This window comes from Streptomyces sp. NPDC005722, assembly GCF_040630935.1.
Classification (GTDB): Bacteria; Actinomycetota; Actinomycetes; order Streptomycetales; family Streptomycetaceae; genus Actinacidiphila.
Genome location: NZ_JBEXYN010000002.1, coordinates 271,451 through 294,033, shown reverse-complemented (window position 1 = coordinate 294,033; position 22,583 = coordinate 271,451). Strand labels below are relative to the sequence as shown.

Sequence of the window (22,583 nt, the reverse complement as noted above, 5' to 3'; positions counted from 1 at the left end):
GCGGGCGTTGACGCATCACGAGACGGCCGCCGTTGTCGCCGATCGCAGCGACGTGGACGGTGTCGGCGTGGGAGTCGGCCCCGCCGAACACCTCCCTTGGTCCACGCCGATACGTCCTGACCGGACGTCAGTCGGTGCCCGGGGCATGACCGCCGGCACCCGGGTCTCAGCGTCGATGTCGGTGCCCGCCGCCATGATGGCCGCATGCATGAGACGGACTGGTCACGGCTGTTCCACGCCTACGGCGCCGCCACGGACACCCCGCGGCATCTGGCCGCCCTGCGCACCGGGCGGGAGGCGGAGGTGGCGGCCGCCCTGGAGCACCTCGACGGGGCGATCGTGCACCAGGGCACGCCCTGGCCGGCCACACCCCCGGCCGTCCGGCAGGTCGCGGAACTGCTCGCCGGGGAGCACCCGCCCGGTGTGCGGGCCGCGCTGCTGGGCTTCCTGCGGTACGCGGCGGAGGCGGCGCCCGGCCCGGAGGAGGCCGAGGAGTGCCGGGCGCGGGCGTTCCCCGCGGACGGCGCGGCGATCGACGCCTGGCAGGAGGCCTGGGCGGAGGCGGACGAGGAGGAGCAGGAGGCCCTCTGGGACCCGGAGATGGCCGATCTGGCGGTCCTCCGCGCGGCCGTCGGGATCCACGACGCGCTGCCCGCGGTCCACGCGGCCGCCGCCGTCCACCTGACGGACCCCGACCCGGAGGTGCGCGCCGCCGCGGCCTCCTGTCTGGCGCTCACCGCCGTGCACCCGGCGCTCGCCGGCCCGCGGCAGGAGGTGGTCCGGGCCCTCACCGCGGCCTCCCTCACGGCCGGGACGGACGAGCGCGCCGCCCTCGCCGTCCACCTGGGGGAACTGGGCGAGGCCCCCCGGGCCCTGCTCGCCGACCCCGAACCGGCCGTACGGGTCTGCGCCGCGCTGGCCCCCGCCCTCGAGGACGACGAGGACGCGCACACGGTGCTGCTGGACGCCCTGCGCGACCCGGCCGCGCTCGACGCGGCGTTCGGGCGGCTGCCGGCCGTCTTCTCGGGTCGGCCCCGCTTCACCGTCTCGGCCGTGCTGTGCCGCCGTGTCACCGACCCCGAGCGCCTGCTGCCCGCGGCGGTCGCCGTCCTGCCGCTGCTCCAGTGGCGCTACCCCAACCCGGACCTCGGTCCCTACCTGCCGCTGTTCTTCCCCGACGGCTGGCCGGACGCCCACGCCGCCACCCCGGCCCAGCGGGCCTACGCCGCCGCCGTGGCGGCGCACGACACCTTGTGGAACCCGCGCGGCGGCAACCGGGGCGCGCTCTTCGTCCCGCTCGGGCTGCCCGACGACCGCGCCGCGTGGCGGGCCCTGAGCACGACGTCCGAATCCCGCCGGACGCCCTGAGCGCTCCCGGCGACGCTGGGGGCATGGACACCCATCGCACCACGTACGAGGTCCGGGCCCTCGACCCGGCCGTCGCGGAGGAACTGCGGGGCCTCGATGACGCCGGTCTCGTCCCCCGCCCCGAGCCGGACCCGGAGGGTGGCGCCCCGCTCCGCTGCTGCCTGCGGCACAGCGCGCCGGGGGAGCGGATCGCGTTGGCCGCCTACGCGCCGCTGCGGCGCTGGGCCGCCGCGACCGGCGCCGACCCCGGCCCCTACGGCGAGACGGGGCCGGTCTTCGTGCACGCCGCCGCGGAGGACTGCCCCGGCCCGCCGGGCGGCCCCGGCTACCCCGCCGGACTCCACGGCGAGCGGCGGGTCTTCCGCTGCTACGACGCCCGGGGCCGCATCCTCGGCGGCCGTCTCGTCCAGCTGACCGCGGACGAGGTCGCCGCGGGCGCCGCCGACGCGGTGCTGGCGGCCCGGTTCGCCGATCCGCGGGTCGTCCTGGTGCACGTGCGGGCCGTGGAGTACGGCTGCTTCCTCTTCGAGGCCGTCCGCGTGCCGTGAACGCGCCGTGAACGCGCCGAGGGCGCCCGTCCGCACGACGGGCGCCCTCGGGGTGGTGCGGGACGTCAGACGAGCTCGGCCTTCTCCAGCGCCGAGCAGCAGGTGTCGACGATGAGGCGGGTGACGACGTAGGGGTCGACGTTGGCGTTGGGCCGGCGGTCCTCGATGTAGCCCTTCTTGTCGGCCTCGACCTGCCACGGGATGCGGACCGAGGCGCCGCGGTCGGAGACGCCGTAGCTGTACTCGCTCCACGGGGCGGTCTCGTGGGCGCCGGTCAGGCGGGCCTCGACGCCGGAGCCGTAGTTCTTGATGTGCTCCATCGGCTTGTCGTCGCGGCCGAGGGCCTCGCAGGCCTCGACGATCGCGTCGTAGCCCTCGCGCATGGCCCTGGTGGAGAAGTTGGTGTGCGCGCCCGCGCCGTTCCAGTCGCCCTGGGCCGGCTTGGGGTGGAGGGTGGCGGAGACGCCGAAGTCCTCGGCGGTGCGGTAGAGCAGCCAGCGCGCGACCCACAGCTGGTCGGCGACCTCCAGCGGGCTCAGCGGGCCCACCTGGAACTCCCACTGGCCCGGCATGACCTCGGCGTTGATGCCGGAGATGCCCAGGCCCGCGGCGAGGCAGTTGTCGAGGTGCTTCTCGACGATCTCGCGGCCGAAGATCTCGTCGGCGCCGACGCCGCAGTAGTAGCCGCCCTGCGGAGCGGGGTAGCCGGCCTCGGGGAAGCCCAGCGGGCGCGAGCCCTGGAAGAAGGTGTACTCCTGCTCGATGCCGAACAGCGACTCCTGGCCGGCGAAGCGCTCGGCGACCGGCCGCAGCAGGGCGCGGGTGTTGGAGGAGTGCGGCGTGCCGTCGATGCCGAAGACCTCGCACAGCACGAGCACGTTGTCGCCGCCGCGGATCGGGTCCGGGTACGTGGCGACGGGCTTGAGCACGCGGTCCGAGCTGTGGCCCTGGGCCTGGTTGGTGCTGGAGCCGTCGAAGCCCCACACCCCGGGCTCCGCGCCGTCGGCGAGGATCTTGGTCTTCGAGCGCAGCTTGGCCGTCGGCTCGGTACCGTCGATCCAGATGTACTCGGCCTTGTAGCTCACGGGCGTCATCCTTGTTGGCGTGGGCCTTGCGGGGCGGGTGTCGTTGCCGCTGCAGCGTCACAACCTGCGATTTCGCATCCATTGCCCATGTGTTAACCCGATGTGAACGAGGTCGTGCCCCACCCGCCGGACACCCGGCCCGGCGGGCGCGGCGGCCCCCGCGCACGTCCGGTGCCGCCGCCGCGCGGACGCCGAAGAACCCATGCGGCACGGGCCGTTGACGATTGGCGCCGCTGGTCCGGCCGCCCCGGGGACGGGCCCCCACGGACCGCCGTGACCAGGGACGTAGGGTGTGTGCCATGCCTCACATCACCGTGGACTACACAGGCAACCTCGCGGACGCCTTCGACCGGCAGGGCTTCGCGACCGCGTTGCACCCGCTCGTCGCCGAGACCATCGACACCAAGGTGGAGGCGTGCACGACCCGCTTCCGCCGGTCCGACGAGTACGTCCTCGCCGACGGCGCCCCCGGGCACGCGCTCGTCCTCGTTCGGGCCGCCGTCCTGTCCGGGCGCACGCCCGAGGCGAAGACCCGGCTGAGCGAGGCCGTCCTGGAACTCGTGCGCAAGCACCTCGCGCCGACCCCGGAGCTGAGCGTGCGGACCGCCGTCGACGTCGTCGACCTCGACCGCACCTGGTACCGCAGCCACCTCGAGCCGGCGGGGGAGCGGTGACCATGCGCATCGGACTCCTGGGCACCGGCCCCTGGGCGGAGATCGCCCACGGCCCCGCCCTCGCCGCCCACCCCGACGTCGAGTTCACCGGGATCTGGGGCCGCCGCCCCGAGGCCGCGGCCGCGCTCGCCGCGACCCTGGGCACCCGCGCCTACGCCGACGTGGACGAGCTGATCGGCGACGTGGACGCCGTCGCCGTCGCCCTGCCCCCGGACGTGCAGGCCCCACTGGCCGTGCGTGCCGCCGAGGCCGGCCGGCACCTGCTGCTGGACAAGCCGGTCGCGACGACCGCCACCGACGCCCGCCGGGTCGCCGACGCCGCCGAGGCGGCCGGGGTGGCGTCGGTGGTGTTCTTCACCCTCCGCTTCGACGCGACGAGTTCCGCCTGGATCGACGAGCAGGCCACCCGGGACGGCTGGTTCACCGCCCGCGCGCAGTGGCTCGGTTCGGTGTTCACCTCCGGCGACAGCCCCTTCGCGGCCTCCCCCTGGCGGCGCGAGAAGGGCGCGCTGTGGGACGTCGGTCCGCACGCGCTGTCCGTGCTCCTGCCGGTCCTCGGGGACGTCACCGCGCTCACCGCCGTCCAGGGACCGGGCGACACCGTCCACCTGGTGCTGCGGCACGACAGCGGCGCCTCCAGCACTGCGGCGCTGAGCCTCACCGCCCCTCCGGCGGCGGCCGGCATGACCGTCGAGCTGCGCGGCACCTCCGGCGTGGTCACGCTCCCCGAACGCGCCGACGGGCCCGTGCCCGCCTTCGGCAACGCCATCGACGCCCTGCTCACGGCCGTGCGCACCGGTGTCCCCCACCCCTGCGACGCCCGTTTCGCGGCGCGCGTGACGGAGCTGCTGGCCTCGGCCGACCCCGTGTGACGCGCCGTCAGGGGCAGGACCCTGGCGGGCGACTTGCGAAGTGCCTATCGTTTTGGGTATGGCAGCGGACTGGTGGTCCATCGAAGTCCTCAACGCCAGCACACCCGCCGCGGCATGGCGTGACGCGTACGCGTCGACGCTCGTGGAATCGGCGGTCACCAACCGTGCACTGGCGTGGGAATGGCACACGTACGGATGGGGCGTCGTCTTCGAGTTGTGCTTCCGGGAAGAGGAGCACTGGCTCGCGTGGCGCGCCCTGCCCGGCACTCGCGCGGCGCTCGACGCCGTCCCCGATCCGGTCTCCGGCCTCCTGGTCCACCGGGGCCACGGTGGCACCAGTGGGGCCTTCGTCCCCCGCGCCCCGCACCGTTCGCCGGGCGCGGCCGCGGTGGGCCTTCCCGAACCCCCGCCGGATCCGGCCGGCGCCGCCCTCCTGTGCGAACGCGCGGCGCCCGTCTGACGCCCTCAGCGCGCGCCGCGCGGGACGCGTGTCTGCGGCGGCCACGCCCGGCCCGTCGCCTCCATGGCTGCGGCGCGCAGCAACTCCAGTACGGCCGCTGCGGGATGGGCGGCGAACTCGGGGAAGCGCCACCGCTGGTACTCGTTCCAGTAGCTCACCGCGCGGCGTTCGGTGAGGGAGAGGAACTCCGGGTGCTCCCCGGCGAAGCGCCCGTACACGCGGCGCGCCTCGCTCCCCGGGACGAGGGCCTCGGTGAGCCGTGCGCGGATGTCGGCGACGATCTCCAGCACGTACTCGCCGGTGAGCCGCACCACGAACGGCACCGCCCAGGACTCGGCCGCCCCGGCGACGTGCGCCGCGTGCCGCTGCCGCACGTACCCGTCGTGGTGCGCGGCGAACAGGCAGTGCAGGACGAGGCGCTGCCGGGGGGTGAGCGCGGCCGTCACGTCGGTGGCCGGCTCGGGGTGGTGAAGGCGCACCGGGAGCAGCACGCTGCCGTGGGCCTCCCAGTGGGGGCCGTGGGACGGGGGCGGGAGCAGGGCGGTGACGGCGCGCACGTCCGGGCCGAGCGCCGCGGGGAACGCCGTCTCCATGGACGGCGGATCTGCGGGCGCGGCGGACACGCGCCGAGCCTACCCGGACCAGTACACCCGCGCGGCGGGAAGAACGCGCGCCGCTGCGGCCTTGTACGGATCATGAAGGCCATCGTGTACACGGAAGGCGGCGGCCCCGAGGTGCTGCGCCTGACCGAGCGGCCGGTGCCGCAGCCGGGTCCGGGCGAAGTACGGGTGCGGGTCGAGGTGTCGGGGGTCAACCCGACGGACTGGAAGTCGCGGCGGGGCGGTCCGCCCGCCACGGTCGCGGAGCAGGTGCCGAACCAGGACGGCGCCGGTGTGGTCGACGCCGTCGGAGAGGGTGTCGACCCCGGGCGGACCGGTGAGCGGGTGTGGCTGTGGGAGGCCGCCTGGCAGCGGGCGGACGGCACCGCCCAGGAGTACGTGACGCTCCCCGCCGCGCACGCCGTGCCGTTGCCCGGTTCCGCGTCCTTCGACCTCGGCGCCGCCCTCGGCATCCCCGCGATGACCGCGCACCGCGCGCTGACCGTGGCCGAGCACGGCCCGGCGCGGCTCGCGCCGGGCGCCCTCGACGGCCGGACGGTCCTGGTCGCGGGAGGCGCGGGCGCGGTCGGCCACGCCGCGATCCGGCTCGCCCGCTGGGCCGGGGCCTCGGTGGTGACCACGGTCAGCGGCCCGTACAAGGGGGACCTCGCGCGGGCCGCGGGCGCGCACCACGTCGTCGACTACCGGGGGAGCGACGCCGCGGCGGAGATCCGCAGGGTCGCGCCCGGGGGCGTCGACGTCGTCGTGGAGGTGTCCGTCGCGCAGAACGCCGCGCTCGACCTGGCGGTGCTGGCGCCGGGCGGCGTGGTCGCCTACTACGCCGACAACGGCGGCGCCGAGTTCACCCTGCCCGTACGGGAGAGCTTCGCGCGCAACCTGCGCTGGCAGGGCGTCCTCGTCTACACCATGCCGGACGCGGCCAAGGCGGAGGCCGTCGCGGCGCTGACGGCGGCCCTGGCCGACGGGGCCCTGGGGGTCGGCGAGGACGCGGGGCTGCCGCTGCACCGCTTCCCGCTGGAGCGGACCGCGGACGCGCACGCGGCCGTGGAGGAGGGCGCCGTGGGCAAGGTGCTCGTCGACGTCCGGCAGGCCGGGTAGCCGCGCGGGGCGGGCGGCCGGCGGAGCTGTCGCGTTTGTTCAAGACCGGCCGCCGCCCGTCCCCGCAGGCTGGGCCCATGACCGAAGCCCATGTGTTCATGATCGAAGCCGCCGCCGAGGCGGCCCGGGTCGCCCGCGGCGTGGGCAGGGACCCCGGCCTCCTCGCCGCGCCGACGCCGTGCGGGGAGTGGGACACCCGCACGCTGCTCAACCACTGGATCCTCTACACCTCGCACGGCCTGGAGCACCGGGCGCTGCGTACGCCGCTGCCCGAGGAGCTCACCGCCCGCGACTTCACCGCCGCCCCGGACTGGGCCGCGGCGTACGCGCAGCAGCTGGACCGCGCCGTCGCGGCCTGGACGGCGCCGGAGGTGTGGGAGGGGGACGTCGACCTGGGGTACGCCGCCGTGCCGGCCGCCGAGGTCGCCTCGATGATCGTCAAGGAGCTGGCCGTCCACGGCTGGGACGTGGCCCGCGCCACCGGCCAGGAGTACCGCTGCGGCGCGGGGCTCGGCGCCTTCGTGCTGGAGGTCGTCGACCGGTACGCCGAGGTGTACCGCAGCTACGAGGGGTTCGCGCCGCCCGTCATGCTCCCGGACCCCGCCGTGGCGACCGCCTTCGAGCGGGCCCTGGCCCTGTCCGGCCGTACGCCGGAAGGCCGGCCGGGGCCCGTGCGCTGACGGTGGCCGGCGTGCCGATGGGTCTCCACGTGCCGACGGGCGCCTACGCGCCGATGGCGTTCGTGGCGAGCAGGCCGAAGAGGAGGGCGCCGATCACGAGCCGGTAGACGATGAACGCGTTGAACGAGTGCTTGGCCACGAACTTCAGCAGCCAGGCGATCGACGCGTACGCGACGACGAAGGAGACGACCGTCCCGACGACGAGCGGCGCCGTGTCCACTCCGGTGCCGACCACTTCCTTCAGCTCGTACAGGCCGGCGCCGGTCAGCGCGGGGATGCCCAGGAAGAAGGAGAGACGGGTGGCGGCGACCCGGTCCAGGTCGAGGATGAGCGCGGTGGACATCGTCGCGCCGGAGCGGGAGAAGCCGGGGAAGAGCAGGGCGAGGATCTGCGAGGAACCGACGAGCATCGCGTCCTTGAACGTGGTGTCGTCCTCGCCGCGCTTGTGGCGGCCCATCTGGTCGGCCGCCCACATCACGCCGCTGCCGACGATCAGCGAGCCCGCGACCACCCACAGCGAGGCCAGCGGTCCCTCGATGAGCGGCTTGGCCGCCAGGCCGACGACGACGATCGGGATCGTCGCGAAGATCACCCACCAGCCGAACTTGTAGTCGTGGTGGTACCGCTCCTCGCGGTTGGCGATGCCGGTGAACCACGCCTTGCAGATCCGGACGATGTCCTTGAAGAAGTAGACCAGCACGGCCGCGATGGCGCCGGACTGGATGACCGCGGAGAAGGCGACGACGGCCTTGTCGTCCACCGGGATGCCCATCAGGCCCTCGGTGATCTTCAGGTGGCCGGTGGACGAGATCGGGAGGAACTCGGTGACCCCCTCCACGACGCCGAGCACAGCTGCCTGACCGATACTGATGGCGCTCATGGGACCCATCTCTGCGGAGTACGTGGCATGCCCGGGCCTGCACCGGCCGGAGCCCTACGGAGTGTAAGAGAAGTCCCGCGCCCCCCGCGAACCAGGGCCGCCCCGCCGCCCGCCCCCGGCGGGCGGCGACCTCGTGGACGGCGCGGTCGCACGGCAGCCCGGGACGGCGGCCTGTCACGTACGTCACATTCCCGGGCTTCGCCGGAGAAAAAGTGGCGAACCGGATGCCAGCCGGGCGGAACCGGAGAAATGCCCCCATGGTGACGCGGTCCCGGTACGGCCGTGCCCGGGGTGCCGCGCGTGACAGCGGCGGAGGGGCGGGGGATCGCCCAAGGCCCGTACGGGGCAGGGGCGATGGGGCGGAGGGCTCGAACGGGCCCGGCCGTGGGAAATACTGGCGGCCGCACGCCTGCGTAGGAGCCTTTCATGTCGATGATCAGCAATCTCCGCAAAGCCGTCCGCCTCACCCACATACGCCAACGGCGCGTGGACCTGAGCCACCCGGCGCGTTCCCCGCTGGGCAGTTCGGTGGTGAACTGCGTGATCTACAGGGACGGACTGCGGCAGGACGACTGCGCCGCGTACGAGGCGATCGCCCGGGTCCGCAAGTCCGGTCGCGGCTTCGTGTGGATCGGGCTCCACGAGCCGTCGGAGGCGGAGTTCGCCGGTGTCGCCGAGCTGTTCGGGCTCCACCCGCTCGCGGTCGAGGACGCCGTCCACGCCCAGCAGCGGCCCAAGCTGGAACGGTACGGCGACACCCTCTTCACCGTCCTCAAGACCGCCCGCTACGTCGAGCACGACCGGCTCACCGCCACCAGTGAGGTCGTGGAGACCGGCGACCTCATGGTCTTCACCGGTCCCGACTTCGTCATCACGGTGCGCCACGGCGGCCACGGCTCCCTGGGCCCGCTCCGGGAGGGCCTGGAGACCGTCCCCGACCAGCTCGCCAAGGGGCCGGCCGCCGTCCTGCACGCGATAACCGACCACGTCGTCGACGAGTACCTCGCCGTCACCGCCGCCGTCCACGAGGACATCGAGCAGGTCGAGACGGACGTCTTCTCCGACCACCACGGCCGCGGCACCGACGCCGGCCGGATCTACCAGCTCAAGCGCGAACTGCTGGAGCTCAAGCGGGCCGTGGTCCCGCTCGGCCGCCCCCTCCAGCGGCTCGCGGAGGACCCGCTGCCCGGCGTCGAGGAGGACCTGCGGACCTACTTCCGCGACGCCGCAGACCACCTCGCCCGCGCCACAGAGCAGGTCAACTCCTTCGACGAACTGCTCAACTCGATCCTCCAGGCCAACATCGCGCAGGTGACCATGGCCCAGAACGAGGACATGCGCAAGATCAGCGCCTGGGTCGCCATCCTCGCCGTCCCCACCATGATCTGCGGCCTGTACGGCATGAACTTCGACCACATGCCGGAGCTGCGCTGGACCTACGGCTATCCGCTCGCCGTGGGCGTGATGGTCGTCGCCTGCTACGTCATCCACCGCGGATTCCGGCGCAACGGCTGGTTGTGAGCAGTGCTGTGTGACATATTACCGGCGTGAGCAAGCCGACGAGCTGCGATGTCGTGGTCGTCGGCGCCGGGATGGTGGGCGCGGCCTGCGCCCTCCACGCCGCGGCGGCCGGGCTCCGCACCGTCCTGGTGGACCGCGGACCGGTGGCCGGCGGCACGACCGGGGCCGGCGAGGGCAATCTGCTGGTGTCCGACAAGGAACCGGGTCCGGAGCTCGGACTCGCCCTGCTCTCCGCCCGCCTCTGGCAGGAGCTGACGGAACGTCACAACCTTGGCGCGACCGCCGAGTACGAGGCCAAGGGCGGACTCGTCGTGGCCTCCGGCGAGGACGGACTGCGCGCGCTCCTGGACTTCGCCGCCGCCCAGCGGCGCGAGGGCGTCCAGGCCGTGCCCGTCCCGGCGGACGGGCTGCACGACCTCGAACCCCACCTGGCGGACGGCCTCGCCGGAGGCGTCCACTACCCGCAGGACGCCCAGGTGCAGCCCGCGCTCGCCGCCGCCCGCCTCGTCCGCGCCGCACGCGACCTGGGCGCCGAGGCGCGGCTCGGCACCACGGTGACGGCCGTGCTCCGCGGGCCGGACGGCGCCGTGCGCGGGGTCCGCACCGACCGCGGCGACATCCACGCCCCGGCCGTCGTCAACGCCGCGGGCACCTGGGGCGGCGAGGTCGCCGCCCTCGCCGGGGTACGGCTGCCCGTACTGCCGCGGCGCGGCTTCGTCCTGGTCACCGAACCCCTCCCGGCACGCACCGTCCGGCACAAGGTGTACGCGGCGGACTACGTCGCCGACGTCGCCAGCGACTCCGCCGACCTGCAGACCTCCGCGGTCGTCGAGGCCACCGCCGCGGGCCCCGTCCTCATCGGCGCCAGCCGTGAACGCGTCGGCTTCGACCGCACCTTCTCCCTGCCGGTCGTACGCCGCCTCGCCGCCCAGGCCCTCGCCCTCTTCCCGGTGCTCCGGGACGTCGCGACGCTGCGCGCCTACACCGGCTTCCGCCCCTACCTGCCGGACCACCTCCCCGCGATCGGCCCCGACCCCCGCGTCCCCGGGCTGCACCACGCCTGCGGCCACGAGGGCGCGGGCATCGGACTCGCCCCGGCGACCGGCCACCTGATCGCCCAGTGCCTCACCGGGGCCCGCCCCGAGCTCGACCTCACCCCCTTCCGCCCCGACCGCTTCCCCGCCGAGGAGGCCACCCCGTGAGCCGCCGCAGTCCCCTGCGCCTGGCCCGCGCCGTACCGGGCCCGGGCTTCACCTTCACCTTCGACGGGCACGAGGTCCCCGCCCACCCCGGGCAGTCCGTCGCCGCCGCCCTCTGGTCGGCCGGCGTCCTGTCCTGGCGCACCACCCGCGTCGACGGCGCCCCCCGCGGGGTCTTCTGCGGCATCGGCGTCTGCTTCGACTGCCTCGTCACGGTCAACGGCCGCCCCGGCGTGCGCGCCTGCGTCACCGAGGCCCACCCCGGCGACGTCGTCACGCCGCAGGCCGGTACGGGGGAGCTGCCGTGAGCGCCGACGGCGGGGCCCCGGCGCGGGCGGCCGGGCAGTCGTACGTCGCGGCTGGGACGGACGCGGGGAGTCGCCCGCCCCGGGGGCTTGGCCGCGTCCCCTGGTGCGGTCCGCGGTGGGCGTCGCGCATCGGGCCGGCGGGGGAGGCGAGCCGGGACGGGCACGGGCCGGCCGGCGTGGGGACGGGGGCCACGCTGCCGCCGGTGGCCGCGGCCGCGGGCGTGCGCGTCGCGCTGGTGGACGCCGTGCCGCAGGCAGGCGGGCGGTTCCGCCGGCAGCCCGCGTCGCCGGGCCCGGTCCGCGGGGTGCGCCCCGCACCGGGCCCGCCGGAGAGTCGTCGCGGGAGGCGGATGTGACCGGGGAGAGGTACGGGCTGGCCGTCGTCGGCGCCGGGCCGGCGGGGGTCGCGGCGGCGCTGGAGGCTGCGGACGCGGGCGTACGGGTCGCTCTGGTGGACGCCGCGCCCCAGCCGGGCGGACAGTTCTACCGGCAGCCCGCACCAGGGCTCCGGGCCCGCAGGCCGCAGGCCCTGCACCACGCGTGGCGCACCTGGCGGAGGCTGCGCGAACGCCTCGACGCCCACATCGCGGCGGGCCGTATCGCCCACCTGCCGGGACGTCAGGTCTGGTCCCTGGAACCGGGGTTCACCCTCCACACCCTCGAATCGGGCGCTATCGGCGCGGACGCGGTGGTCCTGGCGACCGGGGGCTACGAGAAGGTGCTGCCGTTCCCCGGCTGGACGCTGCCCGGGGTCGTCACGGCGGGCGGCGCGCAGGCCATGCTCAAGGGCGGCCTGGTGCTCCCCGGGCGTACGGTCGTCGTCGCCGGTACGGGCCCGCTGCTGCTCCCCGTCGCGGCGGGCCTCGCGGCGGCCGGGGCGCGCGTCGCGGCGCTCGCCGAGGCCGCCGACCCGCGCGCCCTGCTGCGGCAGGCCACCGCGGTACCCCTCGGCAAGGCCGTGGAGGGCGCCGGCTACGCCGCCCGCCTGGCCCGGCACGGTGTCCGCGTGCGCTGGCGGCACACCGTCGTCGCCGCACACGGCACGGACCGCGTCGAGGCGGTCACCCTGGCCGGGCCCGGCGGCGTACGGCGCCGCGTGGCCTGCGACGCCCTCGCCGTGGGCCACGGGCTGCTGCCGCACACCGACCTCGCCGGCTCCTTCGACGTGGACGTGGAACAGCGCACCCCCACCCCCGGCCTCTGGGCCGCGGGCGAGGTCACCGGCGTCGGCGGCGCGGAACTCGCCCTCGCCGAGGGGGAGATCGCCGGACGGTCCGCCGCCGCCCGGCTGCGCGGCACGGAGCCCGACCCCGCGGCGTGGGCGGCCGCCGCCCGCCGCCGCGAGCGGCTGCGGCGGTTCGCCGCCGTGCTCGACGCCGTCTACCGCCTCCCCGGCGACTGGGCGGAGTCCGCCGTCACCGACGACACCCTCGTGTGCCGCTGCGAGGAGGTGCCCGCCTCCGCCGTCCGCGAGGCCGTCCGCGACCTCGGCGCCGGCGACCTGCGCACCGTCAAGCTGCTCACCCGCGCCGGGATGGGCTGGTGCCAGGGCCGCGTCTGCGGCCCGGGCGTCGCCGCCGTCGCCGGATGCCCCTTCACCGACCCCGGGCGGCCCCTCGCCCGGCCCGTGCCGCTCGGTCTGCTGGCCGGCGCGGCAGACGAAGAGGAAGAGAGGGAACAGCCATGAACACCACCCCCGACCGCCCGTGGCGCGGCGTGCTCGTCGCCACCGCCCTGCCGCTGCGCGCCGAGGACCTGTCCGTCGACTACGACGCCTACGCCGCCCACTGCGCCTGGCTGGTGGCGAACGGCTGCGACGGTGTCGTGCCCAACGGCTCCCTCGGCGAGTACCAGGTCCTGACCCCCGCCGAGCGCGCGCGGGTCGTGGAGACGGCCGTCGCCGCGATCGGCGGCGAGCGCGTCGTGCCGGGCGTCGCCGCGTACGGCTCCGGCGAGGCACGCCGCTGGGCGGAGCACGCCGCCGATGCCGGATGCTCGGCCGTGATGCTGCTGCCGCCCAACGCCTACCGCGCGGACGAGCGTTCGGTGCACGCCCACTACGCCGAGGTCGCACGGGCCGGGCTGCCGGTCGTCGCGTACAACAACCCGTACGACACCAAGGTCGACCTGACCCCGCGGCTGCTCACGGAGCTGTACGAGGCCGGCCACATCAAGGCCGTGAAGGAGTTCAGCGGCGACGTGCGCCGCGCCTGGGAGCTGGCCGAACTCGCCCCGGAACTCGACCTCGTGATCGGTGCCGACGACGTGCTGCTCGAGCTGGCCGCCGCCGGCGCGAAGGGCTGGGTCGCGGGCTACCCCAACGCCCTGCCCCGGGCCTGCGGCGAGCTCTTCCGCGCCGCGGTCGCCGGGGACACCGGCACCGCGCTGCCGCTGTACCGGTCGCTGCACCCGCTGCTGCGCTGGGACTCCCGGACGGAGTTCGTCCAGGCCATCAAGCTCTCGATGGACCTCGCCGGACGCCACGGGGGCCCCTGCCGCCCGCCGCGCGTGCCCCTGCTGCCGGAGCAGGAGAAGGAGGTCCGGGCCGCCACCGAGGCCGCGATCGCCTCGGGCCTCGCGTAACGGCCCCGGCCCGCGGCCCCGGAAGCCGTTCCGGGCCCCGCCCCGGTCCGCTTCCGGCCCGGGCCAGGCCCGTCGCCCCGGCACCGGACCGGGCACCCGGTCCGGCCCGTCCCGAGGCGGCGCCGAGCCCCCAGCCCCGCCGCCGCCCCCGCCCCCGACCCCGACCCCGACCTCACGAGGACGACACACCCCACGCGCGGCGAACCCGTCCCGCACGCAACGGAGTCCGGTCCGCCAGCACCTCAGGTACCCCCATCCACCCCCGGCCCCACGACCCAGGGCCCACGAGGAGGACACACCCCATGCGCAGCAAACTCGTCCTGCACGCGGTGGACTCCCACACCGAGGGCATGCCCACCCGTGTCGTCACCGGCGGCATCGGCACGGTCCCCGGCGCCACCATGAACGAACGCCGCCTCCACTTCCGTGACCACCTCGACCACATCCGGCACCTGCTGATGGACGAACCGCGCGGCCACGCCGCGATGAGCGGGGCGATCCTGCAGCCGCCGACCCGCCCGGACGCCGACTACGGCGTGATCTACATCGAGGTCTCCGGCTACCTCCCGATGTGCGGGCACGGCACGATCGGCGTGGCGACCGTCCTCGTCGAGACCGGGATGGTCCCGGTGACCGAGCCCGTCACCACGGTCCGCCTCGACACCCCGGCCGGGCTGGTCGTCGCGGAGGTCGCCGTGAGCGGGGGCGCGGCGACCGCCGTGACCCTGCGCAACGTCCCCTCGTTCAGCGTCGCGCTGGACCGCAAGGCCGTCCTCGCCGACGGCCGCACGGTCACCTACGACCTCGCGTACGGGGGCAACTTCTACGCGATCCTGCCCCTGGACGCCTTCGGCCTGCCCTTCGACCGGTCCCGCAAGGACGACATCCTCGCCGCCGGCCTCGCGCTGATGGACGCGATCAACGCCGAGGAGCCGCCCGTCCACCCGGAGGACCCGACGATCCGCGGCTGCAAGCACGTCCAGTTGCTGGCGCCCGGCTCCACGGCGGTCCGCTCGCGGCACGCCATGGCCATCCACCCGGGCTGGTTCGACCGTTCGCCCTGCGGCACCGGTACGAGCGCGCGCATGGCGCAGCTGCACGCCCGCGGCGAACTGCCCCTGGACCAGGACTTCGTGAACGAGTCCTTCATCGGCACGCACTTCACCGGCCGGCTCACCGGCACCACCGAGGTGGCGGGCGTGCCCGCCGTGCTGCCGTCCGTCACGGGCCGCGCCTGGATCACCGGCACGGCCCAGTACCTGCTCGACCCGTCCGACCCGTTCCCCGCCGGATTCGTCCTCTAGCGCCCCGGACACCGATACTGGGCGCATACATGCCACGCCGCCAAGGAGGAGCCACCGCATGGCAGCGCACGACGGGCCCGCCCTGCCCGCCCTCGGCGGTCAGCGCACCGGCAGTTACCGCGAGCGCGTCGCGGACGCCCTGCGGGCGGCGCTGGTGGCGGGGGAACTGCGGCCCGGCGAGGTGCACTCGGTGCCCGCGCTGGCCGGCCGCTTCGGCATCTCCGCCACGCCCGTCCGCGAGGCGCTGCTGGACCTGGCCAAGGAGGGGCTGCTCGACCCGGTGCCCAACAAGGGCTTCCGGGTGACCGCGGTCTCCGAGCGGCAGCTCGACGAGTACACCCACATCCGCTCCCTCATCGAGATCCCGACCGTCACCGGCCTCGCCTCCACCGCCGACGCCCCGGCGCTGGAGGCGCTGCGCCCGGCCGCCGAGCAGATCGTCGACGCCGCCGCGGCCGGCGACCTCATCGCCTACGTGGAGGCCGACCGCCGCTTCCACCTGGGGCTGCTCGCGCTCGCCGGCAACGAGCACCTGGTCGAGGTGGTCGGCGACCTGCGCAAGCGCTCCCGGCTGTACGGCCTCACGGCGCTCGCCGAACGCGGCCTGCTCCGCGCCTCCGCCGAGGAGCACCTGGAACTGCTGGACGCCCTGCTGGCCCGCGACGGCGCCGCCGTGCAGGCCGTCATGACCCGGCACCTCGGCCATGTCAGGGGCCTGTGGGCACGTTGACCGGCGGAGGCGGCCCGGGACCGTTCTTCGCCATGCGCACCGGGCCGGGGGAGCCGCGGGCCGAGGGTTTCGTGCCGCTGGCGGAGGTCCACGCCGGGCGGCCCTCGCCCGCGCTCACCGGGCGGGTGGCGGAGGTCGGCCGGCGGCTCGGCACGCGGGAGCGGCGCGTCGCCGCCTCGCTGGCCCACCAGGGGCTGGCCGCGCGGCTGTGGTCCGTCGCGCTCGGCCCGGCGGCGCTCACCGGCCGCATGCCCGACCTGTCCGGCGGACGCCTGTGGTGGCACCCCGGCCGGTCCGCCCCGGACGAACTGTGGCTGCCGGACGACGTCCCGCAGGTCCCCGCGGGCCGGCTGCGCGAGGACGTGCTCCTGGGGCACCTGGTGCCCCTCTGCGAGGCCGTGCACGCGGTGTCGGGCGTCGCGCCCGCACTGCTGTGGGGCAACACCGCCTCGGCCCTCGCCGGCACCCTGCGGGTGCTGCACTCCTGGTGCCTGGGGGAGGGTGCACGGCCTGACGCGGCCGCCCGCGCCGTCGCGCTGGCGGAGGAACTGACGGCGGATCCGCTGCTGCGCGAGGCCGGTGAACTCCGCCTCACCGGGCCTGGCGCGCCCGCCTACACCCGCCGCAGCTGCTGCCTGTACTACCGCGTGCCGGGCGGCGGGCTGTGCGGGGACTGCGCGCTGCGCTGAGCGCGGCCGGCCTCCGGTGGGCGCCGCGTGGAACTCCCGGTGACCAGGAACTCTTCACGTGGGCAGAGAAGTTGATGATGTGAAAAGCTGTCGTCAGCGGTGCCGGGTCAGGGCCCGGACGGCCGCCGAGAGGAGCGCAGCGTGATGGAGAACGGCTTCCGCGCCGAGGAGATCGACACCGGCAGGCCGCACCCCGCGCGGATCTACGACTACCTGCTGGGCGGCAAGGACAACTACGAGGTGGACCGCAAGGCCGCCGACGCACTCGCCGCCGCGGCGCCCGAGGTGAGGATCGGCGTCCGCGCCAACCGGGCCTTCATGCGCCGCGCCGTCCGGCACGTGGTGGAGAGCGGCGTCCGCCAGATCCTCGACATCGGCACCGGCCTCCCCACCTCGCCCAACGTGCACGAGATCGCCCAGGAGGCGGCGCCCGACGTCCGCATCGCGTACGTCGACAACGACCCGATCGTCAACACCCACGCCAACGCCCTGCTCAGCCGCTCGGGCGCCACCAGCGTCGTGCTCGGCGACCTGCGCGACCCCCGGGCCCTCCTGGAGCACCCCGACGTCCGCCGGGTCATCGACTTCGACCGGCCCGTCGCCCTCCTGCTCGTCGCCGTCCTCCACTTCCTCACCGACGAGGAGAAGCCCGCGGAGGTGGTCGCCACCCTGCGCGACGCGCTCCCGGCCGGCAGCTACCTGGTGCTCTCGCACGCCACCGGTGACTTCGCCGACCGCAGCGACGCCCAGGCCGTCTACAACAACGCCACCGCGAGCCTCAACCTGCGTCCGCACGCCGAGGTCGCGCGGTTCTTCGACGGCTTCGCACTCGAGGAGCCGGGCCTCGTCCAGGTCCCCTTCTGGCGCCCCGGCACCCCGGTCCCGCCGCGCTCCGGCGAGATCGGCTTCTACGGGGGCGTCGGCCGCCGCGTCTAGCGGGACCCGCCCGTTTCCTCAGGCGGGCCGGTCCAGCCGGGCCTTGAGGACCCGGGCCCGGGCCTGCTGGACCGTTCGCGCCTGGGAGGCGGCGAAGCGCAGCAGGCCGGGCGGCGTGCGCAGGCGCAGGGTGTCGGTGACGATGCTGCCGGCGCCGCAGCGCTCCATGGCGAAGCGGTAGCCCATGCGGATCCGGGCCGGGCTGCGGACCTCGCCGGAGATCTCGGCGGAGTGCGGCAGCCGGTCCGGGACGGCGACGAGCGTCACGCCGATGACGTTGTCGTGCCGCAGCAGACCCAGGAACCGGAACCGCTCCACGGCCGTGTAGTGCACGCTCCCGCCGCTGCGGTGCACGTCGCGCACGTCGACGAGGAGCGGCGACAGACCGATGTAGTGCGTCGGCTCGGCCAGGTGCGCGTAGACCTCCTCCGGGGGCGCGGCCACCCGGAAGGTGTGCTCCAGTTCGGTGGACGGCATCGCGGACCCCTTCTCGGCACGGCACCCGGCACGGGGATCCTCCCACCGGGGCGCGCGCCGCACACCGGCTTCCGGGACGGGAAAGCCGTCGGCCGGCCCTCCCGGAGGAGGAGGGCCGGCCGACGGGTGGCGCACGGTCCGGGCCCGGCGGTTCCCCGCTCCGGCCCGGGGCCGCATCAGATGTCGAAGTAGAGCTCGAACTCGTGCGGGTGCGGCCGCAGCGCGATCGGGGCGATCTCGTTGACCCGCTTGTAGTCGATCCAGGTCTCGATCAGGTCGGAGGTGAAGACACCGCCCTGGAGGAGGAACTCGTGGTCGGCCTCGAGGGACTCCAGGACCGCCGACAGCGAGGTCGGGACCTGCGGGACGCCCGCGTGCTCCTCGGGGGCCAGCTCGTACAGGTCCTTGTCGACGGGCTCGGCCGGCTCGATCTTGTTCTTGATGCCGTCGAGGCCGGCGAGCAGCAGCGCCGAGAAGGCCAGGTACGGGTTGCCGGAGGAGTCCGGGGCGCGGAACTCGATGCGCTTGGCCTTGGGGTTGGCACCCGTGATCGGGATGCGGATGGCCGCGGAGCGGTTGCGCTGCGAGTAGACCAGGTTGACCGGGGCCTCGAAGCCGGGCACCAGGCGGTGGTAGGAGTTCACCGTGGGGTTGGTGAAGGCCAGCAGCGCCGGGGCGTGCCGCAGGATGCCGCCGATGTAGTAGCGGGCGGTGTCCGACAGGCCCGCGTAGCCCTGCTCGTCGTAGAACAGCGGGGCGCCGTTGGTCCACAGCGACTGGTGGACGTGCATGCCGGAGCCGTTGTCGCCGAAGATCGGCTTGGGCATGAAGGTCGCGGTCTTGCCGGCCCGCCAGGCGACGTTCTTCACGATGTACTTGAAGAGCATCAGGTCGTCGGCCGCGGCGAGCAGCGTGTTGAACTTGTAGTTGATCTCGGCCTGGCCGGCGGTGCCCACCTCGTGGTGCTGGCGCTCGACCTGCAGGCCGGACTTCATCAGCTCCAGGGTGATCTCCGCGCGCAGGTCGGCGAAGTGGTCGACCGGCGGGACCGGGAAGTAGCCGCCCTTGTACTTGACCTTGTAGCCGCGGTTGTCCTGCTCCGCACCGCTGTTCCAGGCGCCGGCCTCGGAGTCGATGTGGTAGAAGGACTGGTTCGCGCTGGTCTCGAAGCGGACGCTGTCGAAGACGTAGAACTCGGCCTCGGGGCCGAAGTACGCGGTGTCGGCGATGCCGGAGGAGGCGAGGTAGGCCTCGGCCTTCTTCGCCACGTTCCGCGGGTCACGGCTGTACTGCTCGCCGGTGATCGGGTCGTGGATGAAGAAGTTGACGTTGAGCGTGGAGTCCTTGCGGAACGGGTCCAGCTTGGCCGTGGACAGGTCCGCGATCAGCGCCATGTCGGACTCGTGGATGGCCTGGAAGCCGCGGATCGAGGAGCCGTCGAACATCAGCTGCTCGTCCGGGTCGAAGGACTCGACCGGGACCGTGAAGTGCTGCATCACACCGGGCAGGTCGCAGAACCGGACGTCCACGAACTTGACGTCGTTGTCCGAGATGAACTTCTTCACCTCGTCGGCGTTTTGGAACGACATCCAACTCCTCCTTGGCCCGGCCCGGGAGGCCGGATTGCAGCTCATGGGTGCGACCAGTGCGGTGGCGCACGTTGGTGCCGACCATAGAGATCGGGCATTTCCCTCTCGTGACCCATTTGTTTCTTGCAGGTTAACCGAGCCGCCGCACGGGTGCCGGGTCGGACGCGGGCGCCCGGAGGCGGCGGGTTACCGTGGAGCGGTGGACAACAGGGATGTCATCGGATCGTGGATCGAGGGCCCGAAGGCCGCCGCGGAGCGGATGGGCGTCGACTTCGGCTACCGGGGGCAGCGCCTCGGGCTGCCCGAGCACGGCCCCGGCTCGATCGCCCCGGTCGGGCGGCGCATCGGGGCCCTCTTCATCGACTGGGGCCTGTGCGCGCTGATCGCGTACGGGCTGATCGCGCACCGGGACGCGGCCGCGGCCAATCCGTGGACCACCGTGGTCTTCGGCCTCATGAGCGTGCTGCTGCTCGGCACCGTCGGCACCACCCCGGGCAAGCGCCTGCTGGGGCTGCGGGTGGTGCGGCAGGACGGCGGGCGGCTCGGCCTCGGCGCCGCCGCGCTGCGGACGCTGCTGCTCCTGCTGGTCGTCCCGGCGGTGGTCTGGGACCGCGACACCCGCGGCATGCACGACCGGGCCGTGAAGGCGGTCCAGGTCCGGATGTGACCGAGGCGCACACGACGCGAAGTGCCCCGGACGAATCGCTTCGTCCGGGGCACTTCGCGTTCGGTTTCGTATGCGATCAGCGGCCCTTCGGCATGCGCATGCCCTTCGGCATCGGGCCCTTCGGCACCGGCATGTTGCTCATCAGGTCGCCGAGCGCCCGGAGCCGGTCGTTGACCTCGGTGACCTTGGGGCCGGGCAGGACGCGCGGCAGCTTCAGCAGCGTGGTGCGGATCTTCTTCAGCGGAACCTGACCCTCGTCGTTGCCCACGATGAAGTCGCTCACCGGGACGTCGACGACGATGCGCGCCATCTTCTTCTTCTCGGAGGCCAGCAGGCCCTTCACCCGGTTCGGGTTGCCCTCGCCCACCAGGACGATGCCGGCCTTGCCGACCGCGCGGTGCACCACGTCCTGGCTGCGGGTCATCGCCACCGCGGGCGTCACCGACCAGCCGCGGCCGACGTTGTCCAGGACCGCCGCGGCGGCGCCGGGCTGCCCGTCGAGCTGGCCGAACGCGGCCTTCTCGGCACGCCGTCCGAAGATGATCGCCATCGCCAGCAGGGCGAGCAGGAAGCCCAGGATGCCCGCGTAGATGGGGTGACCGATCAAGAAGCCGATGGCGAGGATGACACCGAAGGTGACGATTCCCACAGCCGCAAGGACGAGACCGACCTTGGAGTCGACCCGCCTGGTCATCTTGTACGTCTGGGCGATCTGCTTGAGGCGCCCAGGGTTGCTCTCGGATGTATCCCTCGCCATGCCGCACAGGATACGTGGCCCGCGCCGCCCCGGCCCCACCGGAGGGGGTCCGGTCTTCGCCCGGAGGCAACGGAGGGCCCGCAGGGGCCCCGGAGCGCTAGAGCACGTCGCCGTGCGAGGCCCGCGAGGAGACCAGGGCGTCCATCACGTGCTGGGCGTCGCGGCGGTCCTTGGCGCGCTTGCGGTCCTCCAGGACGGCGGTCCAGGCGTTGCGGCGGGCCGTCGCCTCGGCGCCCCGGAACAGGAGGTGCTCCACGGCGCGCAGCGCGCCGGCGGCGGCGCCGGGGATCGTGCTCTGGCGGTGGAGGTGTGCGGCCTGCATGGTGGTGTCCCCCTCAGGACGGCTCAGACGCGGTCGGATGTTCCGCTTATCCAGAGTCACCACATTGTGTTACCAGTCCGTGACCGGTCGGTCAAACCGTCGTGAAGCCCCGGCGGTGGCTTCGCGCCGTTCTCCGCGAGGGCGCCGCACGTCAGGGACGCGTCAGGGGCCCCGAGGGGGCCCCTGACGTGACGAACCGCACGTTGCGGCGGTGACCCGGAGGTCAGCGCAGCGTGATCAGACCGCCTGGGCGGCGACGACCTCGCCGCGCTCGCCGCGGCGCTCGACGGCCTGCTGGAAGAGGCGGCCGGCCCGGTACGAGGACCGCACGAGCGGGCCCGACATGACGCCGGCGAAGCCGATCTCCTCGGCCTCCTCCTTCAGCTCCACGAACTCGTGGGGCTTCACCCAGCGCTCGACCGGGTGGTGCCGCAGGCTCGGGCGCAGGTACTGGGTGATGGTGATCAGTTCGCAGCCCGCGTCGTGCAGGTCCTGCAACGCCTGGCTGACCTCCTCGCGCTCCTCGCCCATGCCGAGGATGAGGTTGGACTTGGTCACCAGACCCGCCTCGCGCGCCTTGGTGATGACCTCCAGCGAGCGCTCGTAACGGAAGCCCGGACGGATGCGCTTGAAGATCCGCGGCACCGTCTCCACGTTGTGGGCGAGCACCTCGGGACGGGCGCCGAAGACCTCGGCGAGCTGCTCGGGGACCGCGTTGAAGTCCGGAATCAGCAGCTCGACCTTGGTGCGGCCGGTGGCGCGGCCGGCGGTCATGGCGTGGATCTGCCGCACGGTCTCGGCGTACAGCCAGGCGCCGCCGTCCTCGAGGTCGTCGCGGGCGACGCCGGTGATCGTGGCGTAGTTGAGGTCCATGGTGACCACGGACTCGCCGACGCGGCGCGGCTCGTCACGGTCGAGCGCCTGCGGCTTGCCGGTGTCGATCTGGCAGAAGTCGCAGCGCCGGGTGCACTGGTCGCCGCCGATGAGGAAGGTGGCCTCGCGGTCCTCCCAGCACTCGAAGATGTTGGGGCAGCCCGCCTCCTGGCACACCGTGTGCAGGCCCTCGCGCTTCACCAGGCTGTGCAGCTCGGTGTACTCGGGACCCATCTTGGCCCGGGTCTTGATCCACTCGGGCTTGCGCTCGATGGGGGTCTGGCTGTTGCGGACCTCCAGACGCAGCATCTTGCGGCCTTCAGGCGCTACAGCAGACACGTCC

The 22,583-nt window shown here is 74.2% G+C and carries 25 protein-coding genes; 17 read left to right on the top strand and 8 right to left on the bottom strand.

Annotated elements, in window-relative coordinates:
* The first annotated feature begins 204 nt into the window (after positions 1 to 204).
* Positions 205 to 1,368, top strand: a complete 1,164-nt coding sequence (locus ABZ479_RS03485) for a hypothetical protein (protein WP_500459622.1) — start codon at positions 205 to 207, stop codon at positions 1,366 to 1,368.
* Positions 1,369 to 1,391: 23 nt separating this feature from the next.
* Entirely contained in the window at positions 1,392 to 1,916 is a 525-nt protein-coding gene (locus ABZ479_RS03480) for a DUF1203 domain-containing protein (RefSeq protein ID WP_500459620.1), read from the top strand.
* A 65-nt stretch (positions 1,917 to 1,981) separates the two neighbouring features.
* Here the strand turns inward: ABZ479_RS03480 and glnII are convergent, their stop codons facing one another.
* On the bottom strand, positions 1,982 to 3,001 hold the full coding sequence (glnII, locus tag ABZ479_RS03475) for a glutamine synthetase (protein ID WP_500459619.1): 1,020 nt from the start codon (positions 2,999 to 3,001) through the stop codon (positions 1,982 to 1,984).
* Between the two features lie 299 nt (positions 3,002 to 3,300).
* Here glnII and ABZ479_RS03470 point away from each other — a divergent pair, with 299 nt between their 5' ends.
* The 3 genes from ABZ479_RS03470 to ABZ479_RS03460 are packed head-to-tail and all read left to right on the top strand — an operon-like array spanning position 3,301 to position 5,007.
* Positions 3,301 to 3,675, top strand: a complete 375-nt coding sequence (locus ABZ479_RS03470) for a 5-carboxymethyl-2-hydroxymuconate Delta-isomerase (RefSeq protein ID WP_500459618.1) — start codon at positions 3,301 to 3,303, stop codon at positions 3,673 to 3,675.
* A 2-nt stretch (positions 3,676 to 3,677) separates the two neighbouring features.
* Positions 3,678 to 4,547: a Gfo/Idh/MocA family protein gene (locus ABZ479_RS03465; protein WP_500459617.1), complete on the top strand. Its 870-nt coding sequence runs from the start codon at positions 3,678 to 3,680 to the stop codon at positions 4,545 to 4,547.
* Between the two features lie 58 nt (positions 4,548 to 4,605).
* On the top strand, positions 4,606 to 5,007 hold the full coding sequence (locus ABZ479_RS03460; protein WP_500459616.1) for a hypothetical protein: 402 nt from the start codon (positions 4,606 to 4,608) through the stop codon (positions 5,005 to 5,007).
* Between the two features lie 5 nt (positions 5,008 to 5,012).
* Here the strand turns inward: ABZ479_RS03460 and ABZ479_RS03455 are convergent, their stop codons facing one another.
* Complete coding sequence (locus ABZ479_RS03455) at positions 5,013 to 5,630, bottom strand: hypothetical protein (RefSeq protein WP_500459615.1); 618 nt, start codon at positions 5,628 to 5,630, stop codon at positions 5,013 to 5,015.
* Positions 5,631 to 5,702: 72 nt separating this feature from the next.
* Here ABZ479_RS03455 and ABZ479_RS03450 point away from each other — a divergent pair, with 72 nt between their 5' ends.
* Positions 5,703 to 6,725 (top strand): NADPH:quinone reductase, encoded by a 1,023-nt coding sequence (locus tag ABZ479_RS03450; protein WP_500459614.1) that lies wholly within the window; start codon positions 5,703 to 5,705, stop codon positions 6,723 to 6,725.
* Positions 6,726 to 6,802: 77 nt separating this feature from the next.
* Positions 6,803 to 7,405, top strand: coding sequence for a TIGR03086 family metal-binding protein (locus tag ABZ479_RS03445; RefSeq protein WP_500459613.1), 603 nt, complete (start codon positions 6,803 to 6,805; stop codon positions 7,403 to 7,405).
* 43 nt (positions 7,406 to 7,448) lie between these two features.
* Here the strand turns inward: ABZ479_RS03445 and ABZ479_RS03440 are convergent, their stop codons facing one another.
* Complete coding sequence (locus tag ABZ479_RS03440) at positions 7,449 to 8,285, bottom strand: undecaprenyl-diphosphate phosphatase (protein ID WP_500459612.1); 837 nt, start codon at positions 8,283 to 8,285, stop codon at positions 7,449 to 7,451.
* A 426-nt stretch (positions 8,286 to 8,711) separates the two neighbouring features.
* Between ABZ479_RS03440 and ABZ479_RS03435 the strand changes: the two genes are divergently transcribed.
* From ABZ479_RS03435 to ABZ479_RS03395, 9 genes are all read left to right on the top strand, one after another.
* The gene (locus ABZ479_RS03435) at positions 8,712 to 9,806 is read left to right on the top strand and encodes a magnesium and cobalt transport protein CorA (RefSeq protein WP_500459611.1); all 1,095 of its coding nucleotides are present in this window, start codon (positions 8,712 to 8,714) and stop codon (positions 9,804 to 9,806) included.
* A gap of 26 nt (positions 9,807 to 9,832) precedes the next feature.
* Positions 9,833 to 11,008, top strand: coding sequence for an NAD(P)/FAD-dependent oxidoreductase (locus ABZ479_RS03430; protein WP_500459610.1), 1,176 nt, complete (start codon positions 9,833 to 9,835; stop codon positions 11,006 to 11,008).
* Positions 11,005 to 11,313 (top strand): (2Fe-2S)-binding protein, encoded by a 309-nt coding sequence (locus ABZ479_RS03425; protein WP_500459609.1) that lies wholly within the window; start codon positions 11,005 to 11,007, stop codon positions 11,311 to 11,313. The genes ABZ479_RS03430 and ABZ479_RS03425 overlap by 4 nt, the downstream gene beginning before the upstream one ends.
* A gap of 352 nt (positions 11,314 to 11,665) precedes the next feature.
* The gene (locus tag ABZ479_RS03420; protein ID WP_500459607.1) at positions 11,666 to 13,000 is read left to right on the top strand and encodes an FAD-dependent oxidoreductase; all 1,335 of its coding nucleotides are present in this window, start codon (positions 11,666 to 11,668) and stop codon (positions 12,998 to 13,000) included.
* A complete protein-coding gene (locus ABZ479_RS03415) occupies positions 12,997 to 13,896 on the top strand; it encodes a dihydrodipicolinate synthase family protein (RefSeq protein ID WP_499598154.1) in 900 nt (299 codons plus the stop codon). The genes ABZ479_RS03420 and ABZ479_RS03415 overlap by 4 nt, the downstream gene beginning before the upstream one ends.
* Positions 13,897 to 14,198: 302 nt before the next feature.
* Complete coding sequence (locus ABZ479_RS03410) at positions 14,199 to 15,200, top strand: proline racemase family protein (protein ID WP_499598151.1); 1,002 nt, start codon at positions 14,199 to 14,201, stop codon at positions 15,198 to 15,200.
* Positions 15,201 to 15,258: 58 nt separating this feature from the next.
* The gene (locus tag ABZ479_RS03405) at positions 15,259 to 15,930 is read left to right on the top strand and encodes a GntR family transcriptional regulator (protein ID WP_499598149.1); all 672 of its coding nucleotides are present in this window, start codon (positions 15,259 to 15,261) and stop codon (positions 15,928 to 15,930) included.
* A 32-nt stretch (positions 15,931 to 15,962) separates the two neighbouring features.
* On the top strand, positions 15,963 to 16,619 hold the full coding sequence (locus tag ABZ479_RS03400; RefSeq protein ID WP_500459606.1) for a (2Fe-2S)-binding protein: 657 nt from the start codon (positions 15,963 to 15,965) through the stop codon (positions 16,617 to 16,619).
* Positions 16,620 to 16,763: 144 nt separating this feature from the next.
* The gene (locus ABZ479_RS03395; RefSeq protein ID WP_499599307.1) at positions 16,764 to 17,555 is read left to right on the top strand and encodes an SAM-dependent methyltransferase; all 792 of its coding nucleotides are present in this window, start codon (positions 16,764 to 16,766) and stop codon (positions 17,553 to 17,555) included.
* 18 nt (positions 17,556 to 17,573) lie between these two features.
* Here ABZ479_RS03395 and ABZ479_RS03390 read toward each other — a convergent pair whose 3' ends face one another.
* Positions 17,574 to 18,032, bottom strand: a complete 459-nt coding sequence (locus ABZ479_RS03390) for an SRPBCC family protein (protein ID WP_500459605.1) — start codon at positions 18,030 to 18,032, stop codon at positions 17,574 to 17,576.
* A 176-nt stretch (positions 18,033 to 18,208) separates the two neighbouring features.
* Positions 18,209 to 19,621 carry a type I glutamate--ammonia ligase gene (glnA, locus tag ABZ479_RS03385; protein WP_500459604.1) on the bottom strand — a complete coding sequence of 471 codons (1,413 nt, stop codon included), beginning with the start codon at positions 19,619 to 19,621 and terminating at the stop codon, positions 18,209 to 18,211.
* A 199-nt stretch (positions 19,622 to 19,820) separates the two neighbouring features.
* On the opposite strand from glnA, the gene ABZ479_RS03380 reads away from it, so the two are divergent.
* Complete coding sequence (locus ABZ479_RS03380; RefSeq protein ID WP_499598129.1) at positions 19,821 to 20,288, top strand: RDD family protein; 468 nt, start codon at positions 19,821 to 19,823, stop codon at positions 20,286 to 20,288.
* A gap of 76 nt (positions 20,289 to 20,364) precedes the next feature.
* Here ABZ479_RS03380 and ABZ479_RS03375 read toward each other — a convergent pair whose 3' ends face one another.
* The 3 genes from ABZ479_RS03375 to lipA form a co-directional block, all read right to left on the bottom strand.
* Positions 20,365 to 21,045, bottom strand: a complete 681-nt coding sequence (locus ABZ479_RS03375) for a DUF4191 domain-containing protein (protein WP_500459603.1) — start codon at positions 21,043 to 21,045, stop codon at positions 20,365 to 20,367.
* Positions 21,046 to 21,142: 97 nt separating this feature from the next.
* Entirely contained in the window at positions 21,143 to 21,367 is a 225-nt protein-coding gene (locus ABZ479_RS03370) for an SCO2195 family GlnR-regulated protein (RefSeq protein WP_499598125.1), read from the bottom strand.
* A gap of 237 nt (positions 21,368 to 21,604) precedes the next feature.
* Positions 21,605 to 22,579, bottom strand: a complete 975-nt coding sequence (lipA, locus tag ABZ479_RS03365; RefSeq protein WP_500459602.1) for a lipoyl synthase — start codon at positions 22,577 to 22,579, stop codon at positions 21,605 to 21,607.
* Between the last annotated feature and the right edge of the window lie 4 nt (positions 22,580 to 22,583).